Source organism: Cellulomonas carbonis (assembly GCF_014636275.1).
Lineage (GTDB): Bacteria > Actinomycetota > Actinomycetes > Actinomycetales > Cellulomonadaceae > Actinotalea > Actinotalea carbonis.
The window spans coordinates 280,185-301,505 of record NZ_BMEB01000001.1 but is presented as its reverse complement, the minus strand read 5'-3'; the positions used below and the strand labels follow the sequence as shown (position 1 = coordinate 301,505).

At 73.4% G+C, this 21,321-nt stretch carries 14 protein-coding genes; 8 read left to right on the top strand and 6 right to left on the bottom strand.

The features are described 5' to 3' along the window. Positions 1–19 precede the first annotated feature (19 nt). A complete protein-coding gene (locus tag IEV86_RS01335; RefSeq protein ID WP_043602387.1) occupies positions 20–1,273 on the top strand; it encodes a thiolase family protein in 1,254 nt (417 codons plus the stop codon). Then, positions 1,270–3,435 (top strand): 3-hydroxyacyl-CoA dehydrogenase NAD-binding domain-containing protein, encoded by a 2,166-nt coding sequence (locus IEV86_RS01330; protein WP_043602390.1) that lies wholly within the window; start codon positions 1,270–1,272, stop codon positions 3,433–3,435. The genes IEV86_RS01335 and IEV86_RS01330 overlap by 4 nt, the downstream gene beginning before the upstream one ends. Positions 3,436–3,522: 87 nt before the next feature. On the opposite strand, the gene pflA is transcribed toward IEV86_RS01330, so the two are convergent. The 4 genes from pflA to IEV86_RS01310 all read right to left on the bottom strand — a co-directional run bounded on the left by pflA (position 3,523) and on the right by IEV86_RS01310 (position 10,977). Continuing rightward, positions 3,523–4,410 carry a pyruvate formate-lyase-activating protein gene (pflA, locus tag IEV86_RS01325; RefSeq protein ID WP_043602393.1) on the bottom strand — a complete coding sequence of 296 codons (888 nt, stop codon included), beginning with the start codon at positions 4,408–4,410 and terminating at the stop codon, positions 3,523–3,525. A gap of 121 nt (positions 4,411–4,531) precedes the next feature. Next, the gene (gene pflB / locus IEV86_RS01320) at positions 4,532–6,808 is read right to left on the bottom strand and encodes a formate C-acetyltransferase (protein ID WP_043602396.1); all 2,277 of its coding nucleotides are present in this window, start codon (positions 6,806–6,808) and stop codon (positions 4,532–4,534) included. Positions 6,809–6,991: 183 nt separating this feature from the next. Next, positions 6,992–8,866, bottom strand: a complete 1,875-nt coding sequence (gene dxs / locus IEV86_RS01315; protein WP_043602398.1) for a 1-deoxy-D-xylulose-5-phosphate synthase — start codon at positions 8,864–8,866, stop codon at positions 6,992–6,994. 53 nt (positions 8,867–8,919) lie between these two features. After that, positions 8,920–10,977, bottom strand: a complete 2,058-nt coding sequence (locus IEV86_RS01310) for a glycogen debranching N-terminal domain-containing protein (RefSeq protein ID WP_043602401.1) — start codon at positions 10,975–10,977, stop codon at positions 8,920–8,922. Between the two features lie 190 nt (positions 10,978–11,167). Between IEV86_RS01310 and IEV86_RS01305 the strand changes: the two genes are divergently transcribed. The 6 genes from IEV86_RS01305 to IEV86_RS01280 all read left to right on the top strand — a co-directional run bounded on the left by IEV86_RS01305 (position 11,168) and on the right by IEV86_RS01280 (position 17,860). Next, entirely contained in the window at positions 11,168–12,214 is a 1,047-nt protein-coding gene (locus IEV86_RS01305; RefSeq protein WP_043602404.1) for a LacI family DNA-binding transcriptional regulator, read from the top strand. 88 nt (positions 12,215–12,302) lie between these two features. Further along, positions 12,303–13,574, top strand: a complete 1,272-nt coding sequence (locus tag IEV86_RS01300) for a sugar ABC transporter substrate-binding protein (protein WP_043602407.1) — start codon at positions 12,303–12,305, stop codon at positions 13,572–13,574. Position 13,575: 1 nt separating this feature from the next. After that, positions 13,576–14,745 carry a carbohydrate ABC transporter permease gene (locus IEV86_RS01295; RefSeq protein WP_438501589.1) on the top strand — a complete coding sequence of 390 codons (1,170 nt, stop codon included), beginning with the start codon at positions 13,576–13,578 and terminating at the stop codon, positions 14,743–14,745. Then, positions 14,742–15,656, top strand: a complete 915-nt coding sequence (locus tag IEV86_RS01290; protein ID WP_043602409.1) for a carbohydrate ABC transporter permease — start codon at positions 14,742–14,744, stop codon at positions 15,654–15,656. Before IEV86_RS01295 ends, IEV86_RS01290 begins: the two co-directional genes overlap by 4 nt. A gap of 84 nt (positions 15,657–15,740) precedes the next feature. Continuing rightward, positions 15,741–17,189 (top strand): GuaB1 family IMP dehydrogenase-related protein, encoded by a 1,449-nt coding sequence (locus IEV86_RS01285; RefSeq protein ID WP_043602489.1) that lies wholly within the window; start codon positions 15,741–15,743, stop codon positions 17,187–17,189. Then, the gene (locus tag IEV86_RS01280; RefSeq protein ID WP_152605530.1) at positions 17,183–17,860 is read left to right on the top strand and encodes an NUDIX hydrolase; all 678 of its coding nucleotides are present in this window, start codon (positions 17,183–17,185) and stop codon (positions 17,858–17,860) included. The genes IEV86_RS01285 and IEV86_RS01280 overlap by 7 nt, the downstream gene beginning before the upstream one ends. A 37-nt stretch (positions 17,861–17,897) precedes the next feature. Here the strand turns inward: IEV86_RS01280 and IEV86_RS01275 are convergent, their stop codons facing one another. Both IEV86_RS01275 and IEV86_RS01270 read right to left on the bottom strand, forming a co-directional pair. Beyond that, entirely contained in the window at positions 17,898–18,323 is a 426-nt protein-coding gene (locus IEV86_RS01275; protein WP_043602493.1) for a DUF1801 domain-containing protein, read from the bottom strand. An 80-nt stretch (positions 18,324–18,403) separates the two neighbouring features. After that, on the bottom strand, positions 18,404–21,226 hold the full coding sequence (locus IEV86_RS01270; protein ID WP_043602412.1) for an aconitate hydratase: 2,823 nt from the start codon (positions 21,224–21,226) through the stop codon (positions 18,404–18,406). Between the last annotated feature and the right edge of the window lie 95 nt (positions 21,227–21,321).

The window sequence follows — 21,321 nt, the reverse complement described above, 5'->3', positions numbered from 1 at the left end:
CGTCCCACCTGGAGGCTCGATGCCCACCGCCGCCGCCACGCCCCACGCGCGCCCCGTCGTCTTCGTCGACGGCGTGCGCACACCGTTCGGCCGTGCCCGCCCGGACGGGATCTACGCGCACACGCGCGCCGACGACCTCGCCGTCCGGACGGTGCGCGAGCTCCTCCGCCGGCACCCCGGCCTGCCGCCCGAGCGCATCGACGACGTCGCGATCGCCGCGACCACGCAGCGCGGTGACCAGGGCCTGACGCTCGGCCGGACCGTCGGCGTGCTCGCGGGCCTCCCGCCGACCGTGCCCGGGTTCGCGGTCGACAGGATGTGCGCCGGCGCGATGACCGCCGTGACCGCGACCGCCGCGGCGATCGGCTTCGGCGCTCAGGACGTCGTCCTCGCCGGTGGGGTCGAGCACATGGGTCGGCACCCGATGGGCTTCGACGCCGACCCCAACCCGCGCTTCGTCGCGGAGCGGCTCGTCGACGCGCAGGCGCTCAACATGGGGTGCACGGCGGAGAACCTGCACGACCGCGACCCCCGCCTGACCCGTGAGCGCGCCGACGAGTACGGGGTCCGCAGCCAGCGACGGTACGCCGAGGCGCTCGCCGCGGGCCGCATCACCCCGGACCTCGTCCCGGTCGCGACGCGCGACCCCGAGCGCGGCTGGGGTCTGGCCACGGCTGACGAGCCGCCCCGCCCGGGGACGACCGTCGAGCAGATCCGCGCGCTCCCCACGCCCTTCCGTGCCGGCGGACGCGTGACCGCCGGGACCGCGGCGCCCCTCACGGACGGTGCCGCGATGTGCCTGCTCGCGGGGCAGGACACGGCCGAGGAGCTCGGCCTCGCGCCGAGGCTGCGCATGGTCTCGTTCGCGTACGCGGGCGTCGACCCCGCGGTCATGGGTCTCGGACCCGTTCCCGCGACCGAGAAGGCGCTGCGCCGCGCCGGGCTCGGGATCGAGGACATCGGGCTGTTCGAGATCAACGAGGCCTTCGCCGTCCAGGTGCTCGCCTTCTGCGACGCGTTCGGCCTCGCCGACGACGACCCGCGCGTCAACCCGTACGGCGGTGCGATCGCCGTCGGCCACCCGCTCGCGAGCTCGGGCGTGCGCCTCATGACGCAGCTCGCCCGCCAGTTCGAGGAGCACCCCGAGGTCCGGTACGGGCTGACGACGATGTGCGTCGGGCTCGGGCAGGGCGGCACCGTGATCTGGGAGAACCCCCACCACGCCGACTACGACGGCTTCACCGGCTCGACGACGACGGAGGCGCAGCGATGACCGCGACGACGACCACCTGGTCCGGGACGGCCGCAGCCGAGGACGTCGGGCGGCTCACCGCCGCGACGGCCGACGTCGAGCGCGTCACGCACGCACCCGTGCGCGACGTCGTGCTGCCGGGGGGCGCCGGGACGCTCGCCCTCGTGACCCTCGACAACGGTCTGGACCACACCAAGCCGACGACGCTCGGGCCCAACGGGCTCGCGGAGATCGCGGCAACGCTCCGTGCCCAGCAGGCACGTGCCGCAGCCGGGGAGATCGTCGCCGTCGCCGTGACCGGCAAGCCGTACTACCTCGCGGCCGGGGCCGACCTGAGGATCATGGGTCGACTCACCTCGGTGGACGACGCGCGGACCATCGCGCGCATGGGCCACGACACGTACCGGCTCCTGCGCGACATGGGCGTGCCGACGTTCGCGTTCGTCAACGGTGCGGCCCTCGGCGGCGGCCTGGAGATCGCCCTCGCGTGCTCGTACCGCACCGTCTCGGCCGACGTGTCCGCGCTCGCGCTGCCCGAGACCTACCTCGGCCTCGTCCCCGGCTGGGGCGGCTGCTACCACCTGCCGCGCCTCGTCGGGGTCGAGGCGGCGGTCGACCTGATCCTCACGCGTCCGCTCGCGAACAACCGCCGGACGGACGCCGCGACCGCGGCACGGATCGGGCTCGTGGACGTCGCGCTCCACCCGGCGGACTTCCTCGAGCAGTCGCTCGCCTGGGCGTCGCGCGTGCTCACGGGCGAGGTCGAGGTCGCGCGTCGTCCGCTCGACGACGCTGCGACCTGGGACGCCGTCGTCGGCGCGGCCCGGGCGCAGCTCGACCGCCGCCTGCACGGGTCGCGCCGGGCCCCGTACGCGGCGCTCGAGCTCGTCGCCGCGGCGCGGGAGAGCGACGTCGACACGGCGTTCGCGGCCGAGGACGAGGCGCTGACCGACCTGCTCATGACCGACGAGCTCCGCGCGGGCCTGTACGCGTTCGACCTGGTCACGCGTCGGTCGCGCAAGCCCACCGGTGCACCCGACCGGTCGCTCGCGCGCCCGGTCCGCAGCGTCGGCATCGTCGGTGCGGGGCTCATGGCCCGGCAGCTCGCGGTGCTCGTCGCACGACGTCTGCGCGTGCCGGTCCTCATGACCGAGGTCGACGACGAGCGGGTCGCAGCCGGCCTGGAGGGCATCCGGTCGATGGTCGCGCAGATGGCGGCCAAGGGGCGCATGAGCGAGGCCGAGGCCAACCGCGTCGTCGGCTCCATCACGGTGAGCACCGACATCGGGACGCTCGCGGGCGTCGACCTCGCGATCGAGGCCGTGACCGAGGTCATGGGCGTCAAGCAGCAGGTGTTCTCGGCGCTCGAGAAGGTCCTCGACCCCGAGGCCGTCCTCGCGACCAACACCTCGGCGCTCTCGGTCGCCGAGATGTCGGCCCACCTCGACCACCCCGAGCGGGTGGTCGGCCTGCACTTCTTCAACCCCGTCGCGCAGATGCCGCTGGTCGAGGTCGTCCGTGCCGAGCGGTCGTCGGACGCCGCAGTCGCGACCGCGTTCGCCGTCGCCGAGCAGCTCCGGAAGACCGCCGTCGGGGTGGCCGACCGGCCCGGGTTCGTCGTCAACCGCCTGCTGCTGCGGATGCTCGCCGAGGTCGCCGCGGCCGTGGAGGCGGGCACCCCCGTCGAGGTCGCGGACCGCGCGCTACGACCGCTCGGGCTCCCGATGGGACCGTTCGCGCTGATCCAGCTCGTCGGTCTGCCGGTCGCGCTGCACGTGCTGCGCTCGCTGCACGAGGACCTCGGCGACCGCTACCCGCTCTCCCCCGGTCTCGAGCGCCTCGCGGCCGAGGGTCGGCGGGTCGTCCCGGAGCCCGACGGGAGCGGACGCGAGCAGGACGTCGACCCGGCGATCCAGGAGGTGTTCGGCGAGCCCGGCGGACCCGGGGCGCTCGACGAGGCCGGTGTGCTCGACGCGGTGCTCGCGGGTCTGGCCGAGGAGGTCGGGCTCATGCTCGACGAGCGCGTGGTGGCCGAGCCGGAGCAGATCGACCTGTGCATGGTCCTCGGCGCGGGCTGGCCGCTGCACCTCGGCGGGATCACGCCGCACCTGGACCGCAGCGGTCACGCCGAGCGGGTCATCGGCCGCCGCCTGCACGAGCCGGGAGTCGCGAGCCTCGCCTGAGCGCGACGGCGACGGAGGGTCCGGGACCGACCGGTCCCGGACCCTCCGTCGGTCCCTCGGCCGACGCCGGCGTCCGCGCCGGGGCCGTCAGAAGACCGTGAGCCCCTTCGCGCGGAACTGGTCGCGCACCCGCTCCACGAGGTCGGCGGACGGTGCGGGGGTGGCGTCGAGCTCGTACCGCATGCCGAGGCTGTCCCACTTGTCCCGACCCATCTGGTGGAACGGCAGGACCTCGACGCGCGAGACCGTCGAGAGGCTCGCGACGTACTCGGCGACCGCCTCGACGTTCTCGACCGCGTCGGTCAGGCCGGGGACGAGCACGAACCGGACCCAGATCTCCGTCCCGCGCTCCGCGAGCCGCCGACCGAAGGCCAGGGTCGGCTCGAGCTCGCGACCCGTCACCCGCTTGTACGTCTCGGGGATGCCGGACTTGACGTCGAGCAGGACCAGGTCGACGTCGTCGAGCATCTGGTCGCTGCAGTGCGCGCCGAGGTAGCCGGAGGTGTCGATCGCGGTCCGGATCCCCATCTCCCTCGCACCCCGCAGGATCCGTGCGAGGAACGCGGGCTGCATGAGGGGCTCGCCCCCGGAGATCGTGAGGCCGCCGCCCGTCACGTCGAAGATCCCGCGGTAGCGCGCGACGCGTGCGAGGAGCTCGTCCGCGGTCACGGGCTCGCCGCGCCGCATCTCCATCGTGTCGGGGTTGTGGCAGTACAGGCACCGCAGCGGGCAGCCCGAGAGGAAGACCGTGAGCCGCGTCCCGGGGCCGTCGACCGCCGTGACCAGCTCCCACGAGTGCACCGAGCCCAGCTCGCCGGCCCGCATCTGCGAGAACCGCTCGGAGCGCTCGGCCTCGCTGGGCTCGAGCCCCGCCGTGCCTGCGGACGACCGCGTCCTCGACCCGCCGACGAGCGGGGCGGTCAGCTCGATGATCGGTGCGCCGCACCGGTCCGTGGCCTGCGTCGTCGTGGTCATGGGACCAGCCTCCCCTGAACCGTCCGCGGAGTCATGGGACGAATGTCCGTGAGACCGACGTCACACGGACGCCGAGGGGCGCGGTGCCCGCAGGCACCGCGCCCCTCGGGGTCACCGTCCGTCAGAGGCTGCCGTGGAACGTCCGGGACAGGACGTCGAGCTGCTGCTCACGCGTCAGCCGGACGAAGTTCACCGCGTAGCCGGAGACCCGGATGGTCAGCTGCGGGTAGTTCTCCGGGTGCTCCATCGCGTCCTCGAGCGTCTCGCGGTTGAGGACGTTGATGTTGACGTGGAAGCCCGAGCTCACGTTGTAGCCGTCGAGCAGACCGACGAGGTTGGTGATCTGCTCGTCGCGGTTCCGCCCGAGGCCCGACGGGACGACCGTCGCGGTGAGCGAGATCCCGTCCATCGCGTCGTCGTACGGGAGCTTCGCGACCGACAGCGCGCTCGCGAGCATGCCGTGGCTGTCGCGCCCGTTCATCGGGTTCGCGCCGGGGGCGAACGGCTCGCCCTTGCGGCGTCCGTCCGGGGTGTTGCCCGTGTGCTTGCCGTAGACGACGTTCGAGGTGATCGTCAGCACCGACTGCGTGTGGAGCGCACCGCGGTAGGTGGGCTGCCGGCGGACCTTCTCCATGAAGCTGCGCACGAGCTCGACCGCGATGGCGTCGACCCGGTCGTCGTCGTTGCCGTACGTCGGGTACTCGCCCTCGACCTCGAAGTCGACGACGAGGCCGGTCTCGTCCCGCACGGGGCGGACGGTCGCGTACTTGATCGCCGAGAGCGAGTCGGCCACGACCGACAGGCCCGCGATGCCGCACGCGAGCGTGCGCAGGATCGCGCGGTCGTGCAGCGCCATCTCGATCCGCTCGTACGCGTACTTGTCGTGCGACCAGTGGATGCAGTTGAGCGCGTCGACGTAGGTCTGCGCGAGCCAGTCCGTGAGGCGGTCGTACGCCTCGTAGACGTCGTCGTAGCGGAGGACCTCGCCCTGGACGGGCATGGTGACCGGGGCGACCTGCTTGCCCGAGATCTCGTCGCGCCCGCCGTTGATCGCGTACAGCAGCGCCTTGGCGAGGTTCACGCGGGCGCCGAAGAACTGCATCTGCTTGCCGACGCGCATGGCCGAGACGCAGCACGCGATCGCGGCGTCGTCGCCCCAGCACGGCCGGATGAGCTCGTCGGACTCGTACTGGATCGCGGACGTGTCGATCGAGACCTGCGCGCAGAAGCGCTTGAAACCCTCGGGGAGCTTGTGGCTCCACAGCACCGTGAGGTTGGGCTCGGGCGCCGGGCCCAGGTTGTAGAGGGTCTGCAGGTAGCGGAACGACGTCCGCGTCACGAGCGAGCGGCCGTCCTCACCGAGGCCGCCGATCGACTCGGTGACCCACGTCGGGTCGCCCGAGAACAGCGCGTCGTACTCGGGGGTCCGCAGGAAGCGCACGATGCGGAGCTTGATCACGAAGTCGTCGATGAGCTCCTGGGCACGCTCCTCGGTGAGCACGCCGGCCGCGATGTCGCGCTCGAGGTAGATGTCGAGGAACGTCGACGTGCGCCCGAGCGACATCGCGGCGCCGTTCTGCTCCTTGACCGCGGCGAGGTACGCGAAGTAGAGCCACTGCACGGCCTCGTGAGCCGTCGCGGCCGGGCGCGAGACGTCGAACCCGTAGGAGGCGGCCATCTGCTTGAGCTCGTTCAGCGCCTTGATCTGCTCGGCGATCTCCTCGCGCTCCCGGATGACGTCCTCCGTCGAGCGCTCCATGTCGAGCTCGGCGCGCTCGACCTTCTTGGCCTCGATCAGGGCGTCGACGCCGTAGAGCGCGACGCGGCGGTAGTCGCCGATGATCCGACCGCGGCCGTAGGCGTCGGGCAGGCCCGTGATGAGGTGCGACGAGCGCGCGGCGCGGACGTCGGGCGGGTACACGTCGAAGACGCCGTCGTTGTGCGTCTTGCGGTACTTGGTGAAGATGTCGCGGACCACGGGGTCGGGCTCGTAGCCGTAGGTCTTGAGGGCGTTCTCGACCATGCGGTAGCCGCCGTAGGGCATGATCGCGCGCTTGAGCGGGGCGTCGGTCTGCAGGCCGACGACGAGCTCGTTGTCCTGGTCGATGTAGCCGGGCGCGTGGGCCGTGATGGACGCCGGGGTGCTGGCGTCGACGTCGTAGATGCCCTTGGCGCGCTCCTCGGGGAACATCGCCGCGAGCGTCCGCCAGATGCCGGTGGTGCGCTCGGTCGGGCCGGCGAGGAAGTCCGCCTCACCCGTGTAGGGCGTGTAGTTCCGCTGGATGAAGTCACGGACGTCGATCCGGTCCTGCCACGGACCGCTCACGTATCCGTGCCACGCGTCGCCGGGCTCGTGGCGAGGGGTGGTCGCCGGTCCGGAGTCGGTCGTGATGGCCATCGGGTTCTCCTCGATGCGTCGGGCTGGTGCTCCCGACGCTAGGCCCCGAGGTCATGGGATGACCTGGGACCTTCGGGTCCGCCTCTCCGCACGCCCGGTGAGGTGCGTCACACGCCTGTCGCCCACGCGGCACGGCGGAGCGACCGACCGCACCCTGCGGCACCCGGCCTCGCGCGGCTCGCGTCAGCCGCGTGCGCGGAGGGCGACCAGGAGGTCGTGCGCGACGTCCTCCGCGCGCAGGCGCAGCGCCTCGACGATCTGCCCGCGCGTCGCGTGGTCGAGGAAGCCGAGCGGGATGCCCACGCTCGTGATCGGCGTGGCGACGCCGGCCTCGGTGCAGCGCTGCCCGAGCATCGCGCCGACGCCACCCTCGACCAGGCCGTCCTCGAGGACGAGCAGGTGGTCGTGCTCGTCGGCGAGCTTGACGAGCGCGCTCGGCAGCGGGAGGACCCAGCGCGGGTCGACGACGGTGCTGCCCACGCCCTCGGCCGTGAGCAGCCGGGACACCTCGACCGCGGTGTGCGCCATGGGTCCGACGCCCACGACCAGCACGCGCCGCTCGCCGTCCTCGCGGGCGAGCACGTCCACGCCGTCCACGACGTCGAGCGCGGGCAGGGCGTCCGGAAGGGGTCCCTTGGGGTACCGGACCACGCTCGGGGCGTCGTCGACGTCGACGGCCGCACGCAGCGCGTCCCGCAGCGTCGGCTCGTCGCGCGGCGCAGCCAGGCGCAGCCCCGGGACGACGCGCAGCATCGCCATGTCCCACATCCCGTTGTGGCTCGCGCCGTCGTCGCCCGTGATGCCCGCGCGGTCCAGCACGAACGTCACGCCGGCCCGGTGCAGCGCGACGTCCATGAGGACCTGGTCGAACGCGCGGTTGAGGAACGTCGCGTAGACCGCGACCACGGGGTGCAGGCCGGCGAACGCCATGCCCGCGGCGGAGGTCACCGCGTGCTGCTCGGCGATCCCGACGTCGAAGACGCGCGAGGGGAACTCGGCGGCGAACGGCGCGAGGCCCACGGGCTGGAGCATCGCCGCCGTGATCGCGACGACGTCCGACCGCCGCCTGCCGATCGCGACCATCTCGTCCGCGAACACCGACGTCCACCCGAAGCGCGACGGCGCGACGGGCAGCCCGGTCTCGGGGTGGATCTGCCCGACGGCGTGGAACCGGTCGGCCACGTCCTGCTCGGCCGGGACGTAGCCGCGGCCCTTCTCCGTGATGACGTGGACGATCACCGGCCCGCCGAAGGCCTTCGCGCGCCGCAGCGCCTGCTCGGTCGCGACGACGTCGTGCCCGTCGATCGGGCCCACGTACTTGATCCCGAGGTCCTCGAACATGCCCTGCGGCGCGACGACGTCCTTGATGCCCTTCTTGAGGCCGTGCAGCGCGTCGTACGCGAGGCGTCCGGGCGGGCCCGAGCGGCGCAGCGTGCGCTTGCCCCAGGCGAGGAAGTTCTCGTACCCGCGCGTCGTGCGCAGCGTGTCGAGGTGGTGCGCGAGGCCGCCGATCGTCGGGTCGTAGGACCGGCCGTTGTCGTTCACCACGAGCACGAGGCGGCGATCCTGCGCGGTCGCGATGTTGTTGAGCGCCTCCCAGGCCATGCCGCCGGTGAGCGCGCCGTCGCCGATGACCGCGGCGACGTGGCGGTCGGTCGCGCCCTGGAGCGCGTACGCCTTCGCGATGCCGTCGGCCCACGAGAGGGCGGTCGACGCGTGCGAGTTCTCGACGACGTCGTGGACGGACTCCGCGCGGCTCGGGTACCCGGACAGGCCGCCACGTCGGCGCAGCGACGTGAAGTCGGAGCGCCCGGTGAGCAGCTTGTGCACGTAGGACTGGTGCCCCGTGTCGAACACGATCGTGTCGCGCGGCGACTCGAAGACGCGGTGCAGCGCGAGCGTGAGCTCGACGACCCCCAGGTTGGGGCCCAGATGCCCGCCGGTGCGGGAGACGCTCGCGACGAGGAACGCCCGGATCTCCCGCGCGAGCTCCTCGAGCTCGTCGGCGTCGAGCGCGCGCAGGTCCGCGGGACCGGTGATCCTCGACAGGATGGGCATCCGGCCATCGTACGGGGCGTGGCCGCGGCCGGTCCCTGCCACGCGCGGGACCGTCACACGATCGCCACGCCGTCCGCGCCGTCGAGCGTGATGGCGACGACCGCGCCGTGGCGGTCCGTCCGGACCTCGAGGGACGCACCGGCGACGCGCAGCCCGCGCACGTGGACCGCCCCGACGACGGGCGGCGTCGAGCCCGTCACGCGGAGCGTGCCGCCCGGGACGTCCGGCTCGAGGCCGAGGACGGCGGTCAGGAGCGCGACCGCCGAGGCCGCCGACCACGCCTGCGGACGGCACGCGGCCGGGTACGGCACGGCCGCAGGGACGGTCCCGCGCGCGTCGCCCGCGTGCAGCTCGGGGAGCCGGAAGCCGAGGTCCGCGGCCGCCGCGAGGAGGCCCTCGACGAGCGGGGCCACGACGTCGTGGTGCCCCGAGCGCGCGAGGCCGAGGACCGTGATCGCGGTGTCGTGGGTCCAGACGGACCCGCCGTGGTACCGCAGGGGCCAGTACCCGGCCTCGTGCGTCGACATCGTCCGCAGGCCGTAGCCGGAGTCCATGTCGGGGCCCGCGAGGCGCCGCGCGACGAGGCGCTCCTCGTGCGCGTCGAGGATGCCCGTGCCGAGGAGGTGCCCGATGTTGCTCGTCAGCGAGTCGACCGGGCGCTTGTCGGCGTCGAGCGCGATGGCCGGGTACGGGCCGGCCTCGTCGCGCACCCAGAAGGAGGCCCGGAAGCGGTCGGCGAGATCGGCCGCCCAGGCGCGCCACCGCTCGGCGCCCGGGCGCCCGAACGCGTCGAGCAGCGCCGCGCCCGCGAGGGCCGCCTCGTGCGCGTACCCCTGCACCTCGCACAGGGCGATGGGTCCGCGCGCGAGCCGGCCGTCGCGCCACTGGACGGAGTCGCCGGAGTCCTTCCAGCCCTGGTTGGCCAGCCCGCGCCCGCCCTCGTCGTGGTACTCCAGCAGCCCGTCGCCGTCGGCGTCGCCGTGCTCGGCCATCCAGCCGAGCGCGGCCTCCGCGGCAGGGAGCAGCGCCTCGACCTCGGCCGGGTCCATCCCCCACCGCCACGCGTCGTGCAGCAGGCACAGCCACAGCGGCGTGGCGTCGATGGTCCCGTAGTAGGTCGGCGGCAGCGCCCGGTCGCCCTCCCCGAGCGGGAGCTCGTGCGCACGGACCTCGTGCAGGATCTTGCCGGGCTGCTCGGCCGTGCCGGGGTCGACGCGGGCGCCCTGGCGCGCCGCGAGCGTCCGCAGGGTGCCGCCCGCGAGCTCGGTCCCGAGGGGCAGCAGCATGCGGGCCGCCCAGAGGGAGTCCCGGCCGAACAGCGTGAGGAACCACGGCGCGCCCGCCGCGAGGAACTGGTCGTCGGGGGCGAACCGCGCGCGCATGCGCAGCCCGTCGAGGTCGCCGAGGGCACGCGCGAGGAGCGCCGCGAGGCGCCGGTCGTCGGCCGTGACGTCAGGGACCGACCACGGCGCCGGACCGAGCGCCGGCAGGACGACCGCGTCGTGCGCGCGGGCGCGGACCTCCCACGTGACCATGACCGTGCCGCCCGCAGGCACGACGACGTCCCAGCGCGCGACGGGCGCGGTCGGCTCTGTCACGTCGACCGTCGCCCCCGGGAGTGCGACCTCCACCGCGACCTCTCCCCCGTCCCACGCGACGCCGTCGGCCGTGGCGCGCGCGGGCGACGGCTCGGTGCGCCGACCCGCCTTGACCGCCTGCATCGGCGCGAGGTCGCACGCGAGCTCGAGCCGCAGCGGCACGCGGACGTCACCGGCGGTCGCGGCCGACAGGGTGAGCCGCTCCGCGACGACGCCGGGCCGGACCGTGCGCGTGCGCCGCAGGCGCACCGTGGGGTCGGCCCCCGGTTCGTCCACCGTGCGCACGAGCGCGAGGACCTCGACCGTGTCGGCTCCCGCACCGACCGGCCCGGCCGCGACCGCCTCGGGCGGCGCGCCGTCGACGAGCAGCTCGGCGCGCGAGAGCACGCGCACGTCGCCCTCGTAGAGCCCCTGCGCACCGGACGCGCGCACCTGCCCGTCCGGTGCGGACCACGCCTGGGTGGGTGCGCTCGTCGCGACGAGCAGGTCGTGCAGAAGCGGCTGCAGCTCCATCGATGGGGCCCTTCCCTCGTTCCGTGATCGACCCGTGACCCTCGGGGGCGCCGTGCGTCTTGACAGCGCGCGGGGCGCCGGACAAGGTGGGCCTACCGATTTGCACGTTCAAATGCACACTGACACTACGCGATATGAACGTTCCAACGACAGCCCCGGTCATCGCCGACCGGACTCCGGGAGGACACCCGTGGACGCACGCCCGACGCTGCAGTCGGTCGCCGAGCGCGCAGCCGTCTCGCGCCAGACCGTCTCGAACGTCCTCAACGCCCCGCACCTCGTCCGCCCCGAGACCCTCGAGCGCGTCCGCCAGGTCATCGAGGAGGTCGGCTACCGGCCGCACTCCGCGGCACGTCAGATGCGCACCCGCCGCTCGCGCGTCATCGGCCTGCGCCTCCAGCCCACCGTCGACGGCATCAACGGCGCGGTGCTCGACCAGTTCCTGCACGCCCTCACCGAGCACGCCCAGGTGCGCGGGTACCGGGTCATGCTGTTCACCGCGCCCGACGACGAGGGCGAGATCGCCCAGTACGGCGAGCTGCTCGACACCCTCGAGCTCGACGCGTTCGTCCTCACCTCGACGCACCACGGCGACCCGCGCACGCGGTGGCTCGCGGACCACGAGGTCCCCTTCGTGACGTTCGGGCGGCCGTGGGACCCGCCGGCGACCGACGGGCGCTCGCACGCCTGGGTCGACGTCGACGGCGCGACGGGGACCCGCGCCGCGGTCGAGCACCTCCAGGAGCTCGGCCACCGCCGCATCGCGTTCGTGGGCTGGCCCGAGGGGTCCGACACCGGCGACGACCGCCGCCGCGGGTGGCGACGTGCCGTGCTCGCCTCGGGCGTCGCGGCCCACGAGCTGGCGGCGTGGGACGTCGGCGTCCCCGACTCGGTCGCGGACGGTGCGGACGCGGCCGCGACGCTGCTGGACGGGCCCGAGGACGCCGCACCGACGGCGTTCGTCTGCGCGAGCGACTCGCTCGCCCTCGGCGTGCTCGCCGCGACGCGCCGCGACGCCGCGGACCCGTCCGTGGCCGTCGTCGGCTTCGACGACACCCCCGTGGCCCGGGCCGTCGGGCTCACGAGCGTCGCGCAGCCGCTCACCGAGGCGGCCGTGCGCGCGCTGCAGCTCCTCCTCGACCAGCTGGGTCCCTCGCCGCGGCCCGCGACCGACGACCACCACGTCCTGCTGAGCCCGTCGCTCGCCGTCCGGGCCTCGAGCGTCCCCGCACCCTGACCCGCCGGCACGGCCATCACCCGTACCGCTCCCCCGCACGACCACACAGGTCCCTCGCCGTCGAGGGGCCGAGACGAAGGAGACGACGATGCGTCGCACCGCACGCACCACAGCACTGCCCGCCCTGGTCGCCGTCGCAGCGCTCGGCCTCGCCGCGTGCGGCGGCGGCTCGGGCTTCGACGACACCGAGGGCGGCGGCACCGAGGAGACCGGGGAGGGCGGGGCCGGGGGCGGGTCGCTCACCGTCCTCATCGGCTCGTCCGGCGACGCCGAGACGGACGCCGTGACCGCCGCCGTCGACGCCTGGGCCGAGGAGTCGGGGACCGACGCGTCCGTCCGCGTCGCGAGCGACCTGAACCAGGAGCTCGCGCAGGGCTTCGCCGCGGGCAGCCCGCCCGACGTCTTCTACGCGAGCACCGACCAGCTCGCCGGCTGGGTCGCGAACGGGTCGCTGCACCCCTACGGCGACCAGCTCGGCAACGCCGACGACTTCTACCCCTCGCTGGTCGAGAACTTCACGGTCGACGACCAGTTCTACTGCGCGCCGAAGGACTTCTCGACGCTCGCCCTCGTCATCAACACCGACGCGTGGGCCGCCGCGGGCCTCACCGACGCCGACGTCCCGACGGACTGGGAGGGCCTGCGCACGGTCGCCCAGACCCTCACGACAGGTGACCAGGTCGGGCTGTCCTTCGGTCCCGAGTACCAGCGCCTCGGCGTGTTCATGGCCCAGGCCGGCGGCGGGCTGGTCGACGAGGACGGCACGACGGCGATCGCCGACAGCCCCGAGAACGCCGAGGCCGTCGAGCTCGTCCAGCAGATGCTGGTGGACGGGTCGCTCGCCTTCCCGTCGGAGATCGACTCCGGATGGGGCGGCGAGGCCTTCGGCAGCGGCCGTGCGGCGATGACGATCGAGGGCAACTGGATCATCGGTGCGCTGCGCAACGACTTCCCCGACACGCCGTACACGGTCGTCCCGCTGCCCGCCGGGCCCGCGGGTCAGGGCACGCTCCAGTTCACCAACTGCTGGGGCGTCGCCGCCGACAGCCCGAACCAGGAGGCCGCGGTCCAGCTCGTCGAGCACCTGACGGCCCCCGAGCAGCAGCTCGCGTTCGCCGAGGCCTTCGGCGTCATGCCGTCGGTCGAGTCCGCCGGCGAGCAGTTCCGCGAGTCGTTCCCCGAGCAGGCGGCGTTCGTCGAGAGCGCCGAGTTCGCGACCGGCATGCCCACCGTGCAGGGTGCGTCCGAGGTGATCGCCGACCTCAACGGCCAGATCGAGGGCCTCGAGACCGCCGACGTCGCCGCGATGCTCGCGTCGGTCCAGCAGAACATGCAGGCCGCGCTGGACTCGGCGGGCTGACGTGGCCGCCGTCGACGACGCCCCGGTGCGGCACAGCGCACCGGGGCGTGCCCCTCGACCGGAGCCCGCGCGCCGCGGCCGGTCGGGGATCCGGGGTCGTGAGGCGGTCGCGGGCTGGCTGTTCATCGCGCCGATGATCGTCATCCTCGGCCTGTTCCTCGCCGTCCCCGTGCTCATGGCGGCGTGGGTCAGCGTCTCCGACTGGACGGGGCGCGGGAGCCCCTTCGCCTCGACCGTCGGCTTCGTCGGGCTCGAGAACTACGAGCGCCTGGTCGCCGGCGGCGGTCTGGCCACGCAGGACTTCGGCACCGCGCTGCGCAACAACGCCTGGTACGTCCTGCTCGTGGTCCCGCTGCAGACGGCGCTGTCGCTGTTCCTCGCGGTGCTCGTGAGCCGGTCCGCGCTGCGCGGACGCGGCGGGTTCCGCACCGCGTTCTACTTCCCGTCGGTCACGAGCTCGGTCGCGATCACCGTCCTCTTCCTCTTCCTCTTCTCGGCGTCGGGCGCGGTCAACCGCGCCATGGAGGCGCTGAGCGTCGACGGCCCCAACTGGTTCGCCGACGCGCGCGGGGTCCTGCACCTGGTCCTCGGCGCGCTCGGCGTCGACCAGGGACCTGCCGCGCTCACGGGCAACGGGTTCCTCGGGATCACGTGGTGGGAGTGGCTCGCAGGGCCGAGCGTCGCGATGTGCGTGTTCATCACGATGGCCGTCTTCACGACGTCGGGCACGTTCATGCTGCTCTTCATCGCCGCGCTCCAGCAGATCTCGGGCGACATCGACGAGGCCGCGATGATGGACGGCGCGACGCCGTGGCAGCGCTTCCGGCTCGTCACGCTCCCGATGCTCCGCCCGACGCTGTTCACGGTCGTCACGCTCGGCCTGATCGGGTGCTGGCAGGTCTTCGACCAGATCTACACCGGGACGCAGGGCGGCCCGGCGAAGACCACCCTCACGCCCGCGTACCTGTCGTACCAGTCGTCCTTCGAGCAGCAGGACTGGGGCCGCGGCGCCGCGATCGCCTTCGTCCTCTTCGCGATCATCGTGTTCTTCACGATCGTCCAGCGCATCATCCTGCGCGAGCGGACGACGGTCCCGCGCCGCAAGCGGTTCGTCCTGACGACGCGCAGCGGCGAGAGCGGTGCCGTCGCCGGGGCGGGGGCGCAGCGATGAGCGCCGCGACCGGCCCCGCACGCACCGGAGCACGGGGGTCGACGCGCGAGGACCGGGCCGGACGCCGCGCCGACCGCTCCGCACGACGTCGGACCATCGGGACCGCGTTCGTGTACACGACGCTCGTCGTCATCGCGGTCGTCTACATCTACCCGTTCCTCGTCCAGGTCGCGACGTCCTTCAAGAGCGAGGCGGAGGCCGTCGGCTCGCCGCTGTCGCTCGTCCCCGGCACGTGGACGACCGCTGCCTACCAGGAGCTGTTCCTGCGGTCGGACTTCCCGGTCTGGTTCCGCAACTCGGTCGTCATCACGATCCTGGTCACGGTGGGGCGCGTCTTCATCAACTCCCTCGCCGGGTACGCGCTGGCACGGCTGAGCTTCCGCGGCCGCGGCGTCGTGTTCGCGCTGCTGGTCGCGGTGATGGCCGTGCCCGGCGTCGTGCTGCTCATCCCGAAGTTCCTCGTGCTCAACCAGCTCGGCATCTACAACACGTTCCTCGCGCTGATCGTGCCGCTCATGGCCGACGCGGCCGGCATCTTCATCATGAAGAACTTCTTCGAGTCGATCCCGCGGAGCGTCGAGGAGGCGGCGCGCATCGACGGGGCCGGGCCGTTCCGCACCTACTGGTGGATCGTGCTGCCGATGGCCACGCCCGCGCTCGTCACCCTGGTGATCCTGTCCTTCCAGGGCTCGTGGAACGAGCTGTCGCACTTCATCGTGGCCGCGCAGGACCCGGCCCTGAGCCCGCTCACGAAGGGCGTCGCGCAGCTCGCGTCCGGCGGGCTCGGCCAGGGCAGCCAGTTCCCGCTCAAGCTCGGGGCGGCCGCCCTGATGACCATCCCGGTCGCGGTGCTGTTCTTCGTGTTCCAGCGCCGGATCATGAACGTCACCACCGGGGCCGTGAAGGAGTAGCGCCTGGCCCGCCGCCCGCCCGGCCCGTGCACGACCGGGCGGGCGGTGCCCGGGCGCGGAGCGCACGCGACCTACGCTGGTCGCATGCGCTTCCTGCCCGGCCACCAGCCCGCGTCCGACCTCACCTACGGCGACGTCTTCCTCGTCCCGTCGCGCTCGGAGGTCGCGAGCCGGTTCGACGTCGACCTCACGACGACCGACGGCACGGGCACGACCATCCCGGTCGTCGTCGCGAACATGACCGCCGTCTCCGGGCGCCGGATGGCCGAGACGGTCGCGCGGCGCGGCGGGATCGCGATCCTGCCGCAGGACATCCCCTCGGGCGTCGTCGCCGACGTCGTCGCCTCGGTCAAGAGCCGTCACACCGTGGTCGAGACCGCGGTCGTCGTCGCGCCGACGGACACCGTGCACACCGCGCTGACGCTCATCGGCAAGCGCTCGCACGGCGCGGCGGTCGTCGTCGACGACGGCCGTCCCGTCGGCGTCGTGGCCGAGGCCGACTGCCAGGGCGTCGACCGCTTCACGCAGGTGTCGGAGGTCATGACCCCGGACCCGACGGTCGTCGAGGCCGACGTCCTGAGCGGGGACGGCGGCCTGGAGGCGGCCTTCGACCGGCTCCACCAGTCGCGTCGTCGTTTCACGCCCGTCGTCGACGCCGGCCGGCTCGTGGGCGTGCTGACCCGAACAGGCGCGCTGAGGTCGTCGGTCTACGCCCCTGCGGTCGACGACCAGGGGCGCCTGCGCGTCGGTGCCGCGGTGGGCATCAACGGCGACGTCCGCGCCAAGGCTGCGGCGTTGCTCGACGCGGGCGTGGACGTGCTCGTCGTCGACACCGCGCACGGCCACCAGCGCCGCATGCTCGACGCGCTCGCCGCGGTGCGCAGCCTCTCGCCCGACGTGCCGGTGGTCGCGGGCAACGTCGTGACCGCCGAGGGCACGCGCGACCTCGTCGAGGCAGGCGCCGACGTCGTCAAGGTGGGCGTCGGCCCGGGTGCGATGTGCACGACGCGCATGATGACCGCCGTCGGACGGCCGCAGTTCTCGGCGGTCCTCGACTGCGCGGCCGAGGCGCGGCGCCTCGGGGCGCACGTGTGGGCCGACGGCGGCGTCCGGCACCCCCGCGACGTCGCGCTGGCGATCGCCGCAGGGGCGAGCCAGGTCATGGTCGGGTCCTGGTTCGCCGGCACGCACGAGTCGCCCGGCGATCTGCACGGCGACGGCGACGGACGCCTGTACAAGGAGAGCTTCGGCATGGCGTCCGCCCGCGCCGTCGCGGCCCGCACCCGTGGTGGCTCCCCCTTCGAGCGCGCCCGCAAGGCGCTGTACGAGGAGGGCATCTCCTCGTCGCGGATGTACCTGGACCCGCAGCGTCCCGGCGTCGAGGACCTGCTCGACCAGATCACCTCGGGGCTGCGCAGCGCGTGCACCTACGCGGGTGCGCGCACGCTCGCCGAGCTGGCCGAGCGCGCCGTCGTCGGCGTCCAGTCCGCCGCCGGCTACGAGGAGGGCCGGCCCCTCCCCGCGGGCTGGTGACGGTGGCCGGCGCCACCGCGGCACGTGCCGCCCTCGAGCGGCTCGTGGCGACGGGCGCCCGCGTGCGGCCGGTCCGCCCGGCCACCCGGGACGACGCACGCCCCGCGGCCGTGCTCGTCCTGTTCGGCGTCCTCGACGCGGTCCCGGCGCACCACCACGACTCGGCCGTCGCCGACGACCTCGACGTGCTGCTCGTCGGGCGCGCCGCGACCCTCTCGCACCACGCGGGCCAGGTCGCCTTCCCGGGCGGGCGGCTCGACCCCGACGACGACGGCCCGGTCGGCGCGGCGCTGCGCGAGGCCGCCGAGGAGACGGGTCTGGACCCGACGGGCGTCGACGTGCTCGGCACGCTGGCCGCCGTCCCCGTCCCCGTGAGCAACCACGTCGTGACGCCCGTGCTGGCGTGGTGGCGCTCGCCGTCGACCGTCGCGGTCGTGGACCACGGCGAGTCGGCGACGGTCTTCCGCGCACCGGTCGCCGACCTGCTCGACCCCGCGAACCGCCGCACCGCGACCCTGACCCGCGCCGGGTCCACCTACCGCGGCCCGGCCTTCCTGGTCGCGGACCACGTCGTCTGGGGCTTCACGGCGCACGTGCTCGACGGTCTCTTCGACGCGCTCGGCTGGACCGAGCCGTGGGACCGCACCAGGACGGTCCTCGCACCCGTGTGACCGGGGCCCGTCCGCCCGGCCGCCACCGGGCGGCACGTCAGCCCCAGACGTGGTCCACGGCCTGCCGGTACCCGCGACGCACCATGCCCTCGAGCACCTCGAGGTCCACGTCGTCGAGCCGCTTGAGGTACAGGCACGAGACGCTGGTCGTGTGGGGGCCGAGGCGCGCCAGGTCGTCCTGCAGGTCGTCGAAGCCCATCGGGAAGTAGACCGTCAGGTTCGCCTTGCGCGGCGAGAACCCCACCGCCGCGGCGTCTCCCTCACGACCCGTCGCGTACGTGTAGTGGTACCGGCCGAAGCCCACGATCGACGTCCCCCACAGGCGCGGCGGCTGTCCCGTCGCGCGCTCCATGAGCGGCAGGAGCGCGAGCGCGTCGGCACGCCGCCGCTCGTCGGGGACCGAGGAGAGGAACGCGGCGACGTCGCCGTCGTTCTCGCGCGTCACGGGCTCGTCGCGTGCCATGCACCGACCGTGCCACACCGGGCCCTCGCACGGGAACGCCCCGCGCCGCACGAGCGGCACGGGGCGTCCCCGGTGGGTCGTCAGGAGGCGACGAGCGACCGCAGCACGTACTGCAGGATGCCGCCGTTGCGGTAGTAGTCCGCCTCGCCGGGGGTGTCGATCCGCAGGACGGCGTCGAACTCGACGACGGACCCGTCGGCCCTGGTCGCGCGCACCGCGACGGTCGACGGCGTGGTGCCCTCGTTGAGCGCCGTGACGCCGCTGACGTCGAACGTCTCGGTGCCGACGAGGCCGAGCGAGTCGGCCGACTCCCCGGCCGGGAACTGCAGCGGCAGGACGCCCATCCCGATCAGGTTCGAGCGGTGGATCCGCTCGAAGCTCTCGGCGATGACCGCGCGGACGCCGAGGAGGCGCGTGCCCTTGGCCGCCCAGTCGCGCGACGAGCCCGAGCCGTACTCCTTGCCGCCCAGCACGACGAGCGGCACGCCCGCCTCGGCGTACGCGACCGACGCGTCGTAGATCGTCGTCTGCTCACCCGTCAGGTGGTTCACCGTGACGCCGCCCTCGACACCCGGCACGAGCTGGTTGCGCAGCCGGATGTTCGCGAAGGTGCCGCGGATCATGACCTCGTGGTTGCCGCGACGCGACCCGTACGAGTTGAAGTCGCGACGCTCGACGCCGTGCTCGGCGAGGTAGCGGCCCGCGGGGCTGTCGGCCTTGATCGAACCGGCCGGGCTGATGTGGTCGGTCGTGACCGAGTCGCCGAGCTTCGCGAGGACGCGGGCACCCGCGATGTCCTCGACGGGCTCGGGCGTGGTGCCCATGCCCTCGAAGTACGGGGGCTTGCGGACGTAGGTCGACGACGCGTCCCAGGCGAACGTGTCGCCCTCGGGCGTCGGCAGCGTCTGCCACCGCTCGTCGCCCGCGAACACGTCCGCGTAGTCCTTCGTGAACATCGCCGAGTCGATCGACCGGTCGATGGTCGCCTGGACCTCCTGCGGCGCGGGCCAGATGTCGCGCAGGAAGACCGGCTCACCCGCCTCGGTGGTGCCGAGCGGCTCGGACTCGAAGTCGAAGTCCATCGTCCCGGCGAGCGCGTACGCGATGACCAGGGGCGGTGACGCGAGGTAGTTCATCTTCACGTCGGGGTTGATCCGGCCCTCGAAGTTCCGGTTGCCCGAGAGCACCGAGACCACCGACAGGTCGTGCTCGTTCACGACCGCCGAGACCTCCTCGGGCAGCGGGCCCGAGTTGCCGATGCACGTCGCGCAGCCGTAGCCCACGAGGTGGAACCCGAGCTTCTCGAGGTAGGGCCACAGGCCGGCCTTCTCGTAGTAGTCGCTCACGACCTTCGAGCCGGGCGCCATCGACGTCTTGACCCACGGCTTGACCGTGAGGCCCTTGGCGACGGCGTTCTTCGCGAGCAGGGCCGCCGCGAGCATCACGGACGGGTTGGACGTGTTGGTGCACGACGTGATCGACGCGATGACGACGTGACCGTGGTCGAGCTCGGTCTCGGTGCCGTCCTCGGTCGTGAACGGCACGCGCTTGTGCGGGCGGCGAGCGACGTCGCCGCCGGCGACGTGCGCGGGCGCGTCCGAGGAGTCGGCGTGCTCGCCCGCCGCGATCGGGTCCGACGCGGGGAAGGTCTCCGCGACGGACTCGTCGAGCCCGCTGAACGCCGCGGCCTCGTCGTCGCCCACGTAGTCGAGGATCGACGTCGCGAACGACTCCTTGGCCGCCGTCAGCTCGATCCGGTCCTGGGGACGCTTCGGGCCCGCGATCGACGGGACGACCGTCGACAGGTCGAGCTCGAGGTACTCGGAGAACACGGGCTCGACGTAGTCGGCCGACGTCGGGTCGTGCCAGAGGCCCTGCTCCTTGGCGTACGCCTCGACGAGCGCGACCTGGGCGTCGGGACGCCCCGTGAGCCGCAGGTAGTCGAGCGTGACGTCGTCGACCGGGAAGATCGCGCACGTCGAGCCGAACTCGGGGCTCATGTTGCCGATCGTCGCGCGGTTCGCGAGCGGCACCTCGGCGACGCCCGCGCCGTAGAACTCGACGAACTTGCCGACGACGCCGTGCTCGCGGAGCTGCTGCGTGATCGTCAGCACGACGTCCGTCGCGGTCACACCCGCGGGGATGCTGCCGCTGAGCTTGAAGCCCACGACGCGCGGGATCAGCATCGACACGGGCTGGCCGAGCATCGCCGCCTCCGCCTCGATGCCACCGACGCCCCAGCCGAGCACGCCGAGCCCGTTGACCATCGTGGTGTGCGAGTCGGTGCCGACGCACGTGTCGGGGTACGCCCGGAGCACGCCGTCGACCTCGCGCGTCATGACGCCGCGGGCCAGGTACTCGAGGTTGACCTGGTGGACGATGCCCGTGCCGGGCGGGACGACCTTGAAGTCGTCGAACGCGGTCTGGCCCCAGCGAAGGAACTGGTAGCGCTCGCGGTTGCGCTGGTACTCGAGCTCGACGTTGCGCTCGAACGCGTCCTGCCGGCCGAAGACGTCGATCTGGACCGAGTGGTCGATCACGAGCTCGGCGGGCGCGAGCGGGTTGATCCGCGCGGGGTCCCCGCCGAGCTCGGCGACGGCCTCGCGCATGGTCGCGAGGTCCACGACGCACGGGACGCCCGTGAAGTCCTGCATGACGACGCGCCCGGGCGTGAACTGGATCTCCGTGCTCGGCTCGGCGGCCGGGTCCCACGACGCGATCGCGCGCACGTGGTCGGCGGTGACGTTGGCCCCGTCCTCGGTCCGCAGGAGGTTCTCGGCCAGGACCTTGAGGCTGAAGGGGAGGCGCTCCAGGCCCGGCACGGCCGAGAGGCGGTACACCTCGTAGGAGGCGTCACCGACCTCCAGCGTGCCCTTGGACCGGAACGTGTCGACGCTGCTCACGGTGGCTCCTCACGAGTGGTGGTGCGGTAGGGCGTCGGCGCCCGCGCGGGACGCGTCCTCTGGCGACCAGGCTACCGACGGCGGTGTGCCGGGCC

Bases quoted from the DNA above. Each gene is read 5' to 3' on its own strand.
- IEV86_RS01335 (WP_043602387.1), top strand. From the start codon at position 20: ATGCCCACCGCCGCCGCCACGCCCCACGCGCGCCCCGTCGTCTTCGTC.
- IEV86_RS01275 (WP_043602493.1), bottom strand. From the start codon at position 18,323: ATGGCACGCGACGAGCCCGTGACGCGCGAGAACGACGGCGACGTCGCC.
- dxs (WP_043602398.1), bottom strand. From the start codon at position 8,866: ATGCCCATCCTGTCGAGGATCACCGGTCCCGCGGACCTGCGCGCGCTC.
- IEV86_RS01330 (WP_043602390.1), top strand. From the start codon at position 1,270: ATGACCGCGACGACGACCACCTGGTCCGGGACGGCCGCAGCCGAGGAC.
- pflA (WP_043602393.1), bottom strand. From the start codon at position 4,410: ATGACCACGACGACGCAGGCCACGGACCGGTGCGGCGCACCGATCATC.
- IEV86_RS01285 (WP_043602489.1), top strand. From the start codon at position 15,741: ATGCGCTTCCTGCCCGGCCACCAGCCCGCGTCCGACCTCACCTACGGC.
- IEV86_RS01310 (WP_043602401.1), bottom strand. From the start codon at position 10,977: ATGGAGCTGCAGCCGCTTCTGCACGACCTGCTCGTCGCGACGAGCGCA.
- IEV86_RS01290 (WP_043602409.1), top strand. From the start codon at position 14,742: ATGAGCGCCGCGACCGGCCCCGCACGCACCGGAGCACGGGGGTCGACG.
- IEV86_RS01300 (WP_043602407.1), top strand. From the start codon at position 12,303: ATGCGTCGCACCGCACGCACCACAGCACTGCCCGCCCTGGTCGCCGTC.
- pflB (WP_043602396.1), bottom strand. From the start codon at position 6,808: ATGGCCATCACGACCGACTCCGGACCGGCGACCACCCCTCGCCACGAG.